General features: G+C 69.9%; 4 protein-coding genes and 1 pseudogene. 3 read left to right on the forward strand and 2 right to left on the reverse strand.

Features of this window, described 5'->3' with window-relative positions; all coding sequences use genetic code 11:
- Nucleotides 1-121: 121 nt before the first annotated feature.
- Nucleotides 122-210, forward strand: a pseudogene (locus K304_RS33115) (IS5/IS1182 family transposase); the annotation flags it as partial.
- Between the two features lie 419 nt (nt 211-629).
- Nucleotides 630-839 carry a hypothetical protein gene (locus tag K304_RS0120455; protein WP_158687389.1) on the forward strand — a complete coding sequence of 70 codons (210 nt, stop codon included), beginning with the start codon at nt 630-632 and terminating at the stop codon, nt 837-839.
- Nucleotides 840-1,152: 313 nt separating this feature from the next.
- Here K304_RS0120455 and K304_RS0120460 read toward each other — a convergent pair whose 3' ends face one another.
- A complete protein-coding gene (locus K304_RS0120460) occupies nt 1,153-1,728 on the reverse strand; it encodes a hypothetical protein (protein WP_027765249.1) in 576 nt (191 codons plus the stop codon).
- Entirely contained in the window at nt 1,728-3,134 is a 1,407-nt protein-coding gene (locus K304_RS30275; protein ID WP_051308663.1) for a helix-turn-helix domain-containing protein, read from the reverse strand. Before K304_RS30275 ends, K304_RS0120460 begins: the two co-directional genes overlap by 1 nt.
- Before the next feature lie 253 nt (nt 3,135-3,387).
- Between K304_RS30275 and K304_RS0120470 the strand changes: the two genes are divergently transcribed.
- Nucleotides 3,388-4,059, forward strand: coding sequence for an HNH endonuclease family protein (locus K304_RS0120470; protein ID WP_027765250.1), 672 nt, complete (start codon nt 3,388-3,390; stop codon nt 4,057-4,059).
- Nucleotides 4,060-4,434 lie beyond the last annotated feature (375 nt).

Consider the following 4,434-nt stretch of genomic DNA (forward strand, 5'->3'; position numbering starts at 1 on the left):
CTGGAACAGCTCCCACAACTCATCCGGCACCAGACGCTCAACGATCACCACGGCAGCAGGCTACCGACCGTCAGGCCAAATGAGACGAGCTCTAAGGTGCACGTCGCTTCTGGGCAGCCTGGGAACACGGTGGCGGCGGCTGACCGCCGGACGCTGATGGTGCTCGCTCATCTGCAATGCGGGCACACCGACGCTCAGCTTGCCGCCGGGAACGTACGACCAGCAGCCCACTCCTGGAGGCGTGGAAACCGGCGCCCACCGACGCGGCAGCCGGGCGGTCAGCCTCACCTACCGCCGAAACCGGACCGGAACACACGAGAAGCACATTGCCCTGAGTGGTCATATTCATCAATTAGTTGTTGATCCAGTACATCAAGAGAATCCCGGCCGCACAGTACCCGTAAACCAGCAGAAGCACCCAAATCGAGGGCTTGCGGTCTCCCATAGACCTTCCTTTCGAGGCTGCTCCGCAGCTCAATATCGATCTTGGCTGGCAGTGTCGTGTCACGGTAGAGAATGACTTGAGGCCTGGGGGAGGGGGATGCTGGGATGAACTGCACGAACTGCGGGGCGACCGTGATACAGGGTCCGGGCGGGGGATGGTCGTGCAACAACTGTGGAGCGAGTGGATGACGAACCAGGCGGCCCAGCACGGGATGAGTGTGAACTGTGCCCACTGCGGGTGGGGCAGCGTGCCGGTGGGGCCCGACGGCGGCTACGTGTGCCCGCAGTGCTTCCACACCGAGCAACCACCCCCGACCCTGCGCCGCCGGGAGAAGCCGACTCCCGGGCCACAGACGGCCGCCAAGGGCGAGCAGGGCACCCCGGAGCCCTCCTGACACCAGCCGCCCCTGCCGAGGCCGTAACTGAGCTGTCGCCGGACTCGTTGACCGGGCAGCACACCATTCACCCCCTGATGTGCACCGGGCCCCGGCGAGGCTGTCAGCGCCGGGGCCCGCAGCCGTTGCTGGGGAGTGCTGGCACGCGCTCCCTCAGGCAGACGCGTCCCTGGAAGGCGAGCTGGGAGCCTGGGGCGTCCCAGCCTCCGCGCGCATTCTGGAAGCGACTCACCGCGTCACCCGCCTCGAGGGGAGGGTGACGCGGTGGCCTTGGCGAGGGCCGACACCTGCGTTCTGAGATCCCACAATCGATTCAGGCGTTCCATCCGATGGAGGAGACGTAGGAGTAGGAGTCGTAGTCACTACCGAGGTCGGTGATGACTTCGTCCCAGACCGCGTCGAGGGCTTCGTCGTCGTCGGCGAGCCAGGCGTGGACGGCCGCTTCCCAGTGGCGTGGTCGGACGGTCAGCCGCCGCACCGAAAGGTCGCGACGGTGCCGGCGGTCCACGCCGGTCTGGTCGACGGGGTCGATCTCGATGCGGGTACCGCCCCGTGAGCCCAGGCGGCGTTTGAGGTCGGCGGCGACGTTGTGGCGTCGCAGGTCCCAGTAAGCGGCATCCAACCGGGCACGGTTGGCCGGGCTGGGGGAGCGCTCCTCCGCCAGCCACGCGAAAAGGGTCCGCGGCGTGACGCTGATCCCGGCGCGTTCCATCGCCGCGTACCCGGCTGCGGAGTGGGTGAGGTAGCGCAGCCGGGCGGCGACACCGCGGTCGGTGTCGGCGCCGGAGTGGATGCCGGTGACCATGTTCTCGATGCCGGCGCCGAGTGCGTCCGCGCCGGGCACGCCGTGGGCGTTGTACTGGCCGAGGTTCATCCAGCGGCCGGCCATCACCGCCCCCCGGCGGTTGTGGCGTAGGTGACCGGGTGGCCGTCGCGGTCGGTCTTGACCTTCATCTCACCCAGGCCCCGGCCCTCACTCCAGGTCTGGCGCCAGTCCCCGCCGGCGAGGTGGAGTTCGTCGGTGCCCAGTGCGCTGATGACGGTGAGCCCGGCCTGGTGCGCCTTGTACGCACGCCCCCACAGGTTCGCGAATGCCTGGGAGCGGATGAGGTGCATCCAGTCCGGTCGGGCGATCTCCCGGTTGTGCGAGGACTCACCCAGGGTGGAGACGAACTTCGAGTACATCGCTTTGACGTACGCCAAGGCGACGCCGTCGCCAGCATGAAGGGCGTCGGCGCGGGCGGCGGCCAGGAGCTGCCGGAGGCTGTCGAGGAAGGTCTCCGTCGCGCTGGAGGTCCAGGACTCGTGGATGGCGGGGGCCTCGATGAGACGGTGCTTCGGCCCCGAGAGTCGCAGCAGGAGGCGGAGCGTCGGCTCGGTCACCCACACGGGGCCCGCTTCCTCGCGGTCTCCCATGGGTGAGGGGAGGTGCGGGTGTTCCCAGGCGGGCGGGGTGATCAGGTGGACCCCGGCGCGCTTGCGGTCGTGCTCCCCACCCGAGGTGTGGGTGAGTTTCCCGATCGGCAGCCAGGTCTTCATCGCGGACAGGTAGGCGGCGTTCACATCCAGGGCGGTCACGGGGAGTTCCCCGTCGGGGTGGCGCTGGAAGTGCGGGTGGCGCCAGGAGGGGCGGGCCTCCCAGATCAGGTCCGGGTCGGTCTTCGAGGGCTTGCGCAGGATGTCCGGCAGGGCGGGGTAGGCGGTGTACTCATACCGTGCCCCGGCGCGGGTGCGGGCGAACAGGGCCATCACATCCGGGATCGCCCGCTTCACCAGCGCCCCGGCCGCGGCGTCCGCGTCCCCGCCCGCCCTGGTCAGCTCCTGCTCCACGGCCCCGGCGATCGTCTCCCGCAATTCGCCGCGCACCTGGTCCGCAGAAGTGGTCCGGCGCCGCGCCTGCTGCCGTGCGTGCCCGGCCCGCGCCTGACGCGCGGCCGGGCTCTCCACCGGCCGCGCCTCCGCCACGTCGGGATCGGCCTGTTGCGGGACCGGCGGCTGAACGGAGACGTCGGGCTGCTGTGCCGGGGACACGGGTTGGGTGGGGGCGGGGTGGATCTGCGCGAGCCCTTCCAGCAGTCGCAGGTACTTCCCCCGCGAGGTGGAGGCGGGCATGCCGCCGGCCTCCCAGTTCGCCACGGTCTGCCGGCCCACGCCCACGGCCCGCGCGACCTGGTCCAGCGACAGCCCGGCCGCTTTCCGCAACCGTACCCGCTCCGCCGGGTCCTCGAACGCCGCTGCCAGCTGCACCTCCGCCAGCAGCGCCGCGACGCCATCCCCTTCGAGTCCACTGCTCATGTCGCCATCGTACACCTGAGTAGACGTCAAATAGCTCAGGAATAGCTTCTAGGTGGCTTTCATTTCGGGTGAGTGACGCGGCCTCGCCCGAGGCGGAACGGCGGGTCGCAGGTGACTGTTTCGAGGCTGGAGCAGGTGGCGGTGGTCTGACTTTCCACCGCTCTGGGGGACCCGGCCGGGTCGGTCGCTTCCGGCGCTCCCTGCGGTGCCGCTACGAAGATCACGAACCATCGGATCTTCGAAAGGGAACCTCGTGCGTCTGCTCGCCTCTCTCGCGGCAGCCTCGGCCGCGCTCGCGGCTCTGGCTCTCCCCGCCCATGCCGGTCCGGGCTCGCTCGGCGAACCGGGCAGCACTGTCGCTCTGCCGCTGCGGGACGCGGTGGAGGCCCTGCCCGCTGCCGAGGAGACCCGTACCGGGTACAAGCGCACCTTGTTCAGGCACTGGACGGACGCGGACAAGGACTCGTGCAGCACTCGCAACGAAGTCCTGCTGGGGGAGGCGTTCGTCGCGCCGGAGCAGGGGGCGCGCTGCAAGCTGACCGGCGGCCAGTGGTACAGCCCGTACGACGACGTCTACGTCGCCGCTCCGGGCGGGCTGGACATCGACCACATGGTCCCGCTCGCGGAGGCCTGGGACTCCGGGGCCGGGATGTGGTCGGCCAAGGAGCGGGAGGCGTACGCCAACGACCTCGGGGACGAGCGCGCGCTGATCGCGGTCACCGCCCGCTCGAACCGATCGAAGGCCGATCAGGACCCGGCGACGTGGCTCCCGCCGCACCAGGCCTACCGGTGCGAGTACCTCACCGACTGGGTGGCGGTGAAGACTCGGTGGCAGCTCACCGTGGACGGCGCCGAGCGCCAGGCGCTCACCGATGGTCTGGCCGGCTGCCCGAACAAGCCGGTACGGGTGACACTTGCCCGCTAACCCGGTCGCCCGTGGCTGGACTGGTACAACTACCACCGACCCCACACCGGCATCAGCGGCAACGGCCCGCCGGCCGCGTCGCCAACCTCCGTGGACAGAACACCTAGCGCGGGCGGCGACGTGTGATAGCTCGTGTAAGTCCGGTTCCGGATAGAGCGAGGCGGAGGGCGGCTTCGAAGAAGGCGCCCATCCCCCGGGGGTTGCCGGGCGGTGCCCGTTGTCCATCAGCGCCGTGTTGTGCCGCGCCTGGGAGTGAGGCGCGGCACAACACGGAGGCGGCCGGTCAGTGCTGGTTGAGCGGCAGCGCCACGTCGGCGATCTGGCGGCGCTCGGGGAACGCGCCCACCTTGTGCGCCTCGCCGGTGAGGACGTTGA

It is taken from the genome of Streptomyces sp. CNS606 (genome assembly GCF_000426325.1).